This window comes from Geomonas sp. (genome assembly GCF_035254065.1).
GTDB lineage: Bacteria > Desulfobacterota > Desulfuromonadia > Geobacterales > Geobacteraceae > Geomonas.
Genome location: NZ_DATFBA010000155.1, coordinates 1 through 3,732, shown reverse-complemented (window position 1 = coordinate 3,732; position 3,732 = coordinate 1). Strand labels below are relative to the sequence as shown.

The window sequence follows — 3,732 nt, the reverse complement described above, 5'->3', positions numbered from 1 at the left end:
GGGTTCGAAGATCCTGTCCAGCAGCGCCTCCTCCATGCCGAGGCCGTTATCGGACACGGTGAGCGCGGCGTAGCTACCGGCTCCTTCGAAGCCGTGCTTCCGTGCCAGCTCGTCGTCTGCCTGCTGGCGGCTGGCGGCGATGGTGAGGCGCCCCCCCTCCGGCATGGCGTCCCGGGCGTTGGTGGCAAGGTTCATCAGCACCTGCCCCAGCTGGGAGGCGTCGGCCATCACCGTCAACGGCTGGCTGGCGGGCTGGATGGCCAGCTCGATGTCCTCGCCCAGCAGCCGCGACAAAAGGTGTGCCACCTTGTCCACCACCTCGTTCAGGTCCACCGGCTGGGGGGCGAGCGGCTGCTTGCGGCTGTAGGTGAGCAGCCGCTGGGTAAGGGTGGAGGCCCGCTCGCTGGAGGCGATCAGCTTGTTCAGGTAGTTCCTGGCCGGGGACTCCCGCTCAAGCTTGCGGTCGATCAGCGAGGTGTAGGCGAAGATCGCGGTCAGGATGTTGTTGAAGTCGTGGGCGATACCCCCGGCCAGGGTCCCCAGCGCCTCCATCTTCTGGGACTGCCGCAGCTGCGCCTCCAGGAGCTTCTTGTCCGCCTCGGCCTGCAGCTGCTCGGTGATGTCCTGGATCACCTCGATGAAGCCGGTGGCGGTGCCGTCGGCGCCCAGCACCGGGAAGGCCCTGATCCTGACCGAGAAGCGGCTGCCGTCCTCGCGGACCCCCTCGGTCTGGACGCTGGCGGGCTGCCCGCTGCGCATCGCCTGGGTGCCGGGGCAGTGGCGGCAGATGGCGCCGCGCTTCTCGAACTCGCGGAAGCAGTGGCTGTGGACGATGTCGGCCGGATGGCGGTTGAACATCCTGGCGGCCGCCGCGTTGGTCATCACGATCCGGTGGTCGGCGTCGATGAGCGTGATGCCCAGGTCGATGTTGTCCACCAGCGAGCGGTAGCGGTTGATGCTGTCGCACAAGGCGGCCTTGGCCTGTTCGCGTTCGGTGATGTCCCGGAAGCTGATCACGCGCCCGACCACGATGTTGTCGATGCGCTGCGGCTTGGAGACCCGCTCGAAGACCCGGCCGTCCTTGAGCTCCACGACGTCCCGGGAATCGAGCTCCGGCTGTTCGTAGAGCAGTTGGGTGATGGCGAAGAACTTCTCCGGATCCCTCACCTGTTCCTTGGCGTACAGCCTCATCTGCATGTCGTCGCCGATGTCGAGCAGTTCCTGGGGGAGGTTCCACATCTCGGCGAACTTCCGGTTGTAGGTGGTGATCCTGCCGTCCAGGCCCCGTACCAGGATGCCGTCGGCGGTCGACTCCAGGGTGGCGTTCAGCAGCGAGACGGTATGCCGCGCCGCTTCCTCGCTCTTCTTGCGGTCGGTGATGTCCTCGATGGTCTCGATCACCGCGGCCAGTTCCCCTGCCGCCGTGTGGATGGGGGCCGCGTAGAAGGAGAGGTAGCGATCCATCCCGTTCAGATGCCGGTACCACCCCTCGGCGTGGAAGCCCTCCCCGGTTTCCCGGCAGCAGGGATAAAAGGAGGCGATCTTGGTGCCGCCGTCGATCACCAGGTCGGCCAGGGTAGGTCGGTCGTGGCCGAAGAAGGCCCGGCCGTGCCCAGCGGTCCCCACCAGTTCCGCCGCGGTCACCCCGGTGATCCTCTCGCAGGCCCGGTTCCAGTGCAAGATCCGGTGGTCGGCGCCCAGCACGAAGGTGGGGAGCGAGGAGTGCTGCAAAAGGCTCAGCTCGAACTCCTTCTCCGCCTGCAGCGCGCTCTTGTTGCTCGCTATCTTCCCCATCAGGGCGTTGAAGGCGACCGCCAGTTCTTCGATCTCGTCGCGGGAATCGATCCGCACCGACTCCGCCACCGTGTCCACGCCGGAGAGGGTGGTGACCTGCCTGGTGAAGGAGAGCAGCGGGGCGAGCAGCGTGCGCATGGCGAGCCCCACCAGGCAGACGGCGGCCGCCACCATGATGACCAGGGCGGAAAGCATCCTCGTCCTGATCCGCTCGATCGGTAGGTAGGCCTCCTGCAGCGGGTAGTTGGCCGAGAGGAGCCAGCCGGTGCTGTGCAGTTGCCGGAAGGAGCTCAAAAGCCTCACCCCGGCGGAGTTGCGGTTCTCGGCGGTCTCTTGCGCCCCTTGCAGCGCACGCTCGATCCCGGCGTTGACCCCTGGCGGGATGCGGGTGAGTATCCTCTCCCGGGCGTGATGCACCACCAGCACCCGCTGCTGGTTCAGGATGTAGAAGTACCCCTGCTTGCCGATCTTGCCGTCCGCCACCTCCCCCAGGAAGTTCTCCTTCATGAGGTTCAGCCTGCCGGCCAGCACGGCCAGCACCTCCCCCTTCTTGCCCAACACCGGGGCGGTGAAGAGCACCATGGGGTCGGATTGCCGGTTGCCGCACAGGTAGGGGTCGGATATGCGCGGCGACCTCTCCCTGATGCTCCGCGCGGTCTCCTCCGCGAAGGGGCAGTCCTTGCGGAACTCCTGCGGCGCGTCGACCGTGGAGGCCAGCAAACGCCCGCCGGGGGCGACCAGGAACAGGCCGCTTTCGAACATGGAGGCGGTATCGATCCTGTCGGCCAGGAAGCGCCCTGCCAGCGCCGGGTCCCGCAGCGCACCGGCGGGGATGGACCTGGCAACGTCCACCAGTTCGTTTCGGTACAGCGAGATCTTGTAGTCGAGCTGCTTCGCCATGGCGGAGGCGAGGGTCGCCTGCTGTTCGGCGATCGCGACCTTGAGCTGCTTTTCGACGTCTGCCAGGGTTACCAGGGTCAAAAGCGAGAGCAGCCCGGCCACCAGCAGCGACACCAGCACGGTGATCTTGGTTTTGAGACTCAAGGAAAACATGGGATCCTCACGTGGTGGCCGGTTGGCGCAGCGCGGCCCTTCCCGGGGGGGCGCCCCCCGGCATTGCTTCAACCCGGTTGCGTCCGTTGTGCTTGGCGAGGTACAGCGCCTGGTCCGCCCGCTTCAGAAGCGACTCCGAATTGTCGGCACCGTCCGCCATAAGCGAGGCTGCACCGACGCTTATGGTGACGCCGCCCTCCTGCCGCAGGGCCTCGAAGCGGAGCGCGGAGACCGTTTCGCGCAGCCGCTCGGCGACCTCGACTCCCGCCTGCAGGGAGGTGCCGGGGAGGATGATGGCGAACTCCTCCCCCCCGTAGCGCGAGGCGACGTCGTAGCTGCGCAGCACCTTGCGGAAGGTGTCCGTTACCGCCACCAGCACCCCGTCTCCCGCCTGGTGCCCGTACTGGTCGTTGACCGCCTTGAAGTGGTCGATGTCGACCACCAGCAGGGTAAGCTCGGAGTCGAGCCGCTTCGCCCTCTGCAGTTCGGCTTCCAGGATCTCCGTGAAGAAGCGCCTGTTGTAGAGGCTTGTCAGGGGATCGGTGTTGGAGAGCTGTTCGAAGTGGCTCCTGGCCGCCCTCAGGTCGTCCTGCAGCATCTTTATCTTCAGGTGGATCTTCACCCTCGCCACCAGCTCCGCCATGTCGAAGGGCTTGGTCAGGAAGTCGCTGGCCCCCTCCTCGAGCCCCTTGAGCTTGACGTCGCGGTCGTGGTTGCCGGTGAGGATGATGATCGGGATGTCCTTGAGCTGCGGACGGTTGTGCACGAGCCGCAGGAACTTGAGCCCGTCCAGGTGGGGCATCTCCACGTCGCACACCACCAGGTCCGCCAGGTTCTCCGCCAGCGAGCGGAACCCCTCCAGGCCGTTTTCCGCGGTGCGGTAGC

The 3,732-nt window shown here is 66.5% G+C and carries 2 protein-coding genes; both read right to left on the bottom strand.

The features are described 5' to 3' along the window. Positions 1 to 2,847, bottom strand: a 2,847-nt coding sequence (locus VJ604_RS07500; RefSeq protein ID WP_324081220.1) for a PAS domain S-box protein, incomplete at its 3' end; no start/stop codon positions are given. Between the two features lie 7 nt (positions 2,848 to 2,854). Beyond that, positions 2,855 to 3,732: GGDEF domain-containing response regulator (locus tag VJ604_RS07495; RefSeq protein ID WP_324081218.1), on the bottom strand; the 878-nt coding region annotated here is incomplete at its 5' end.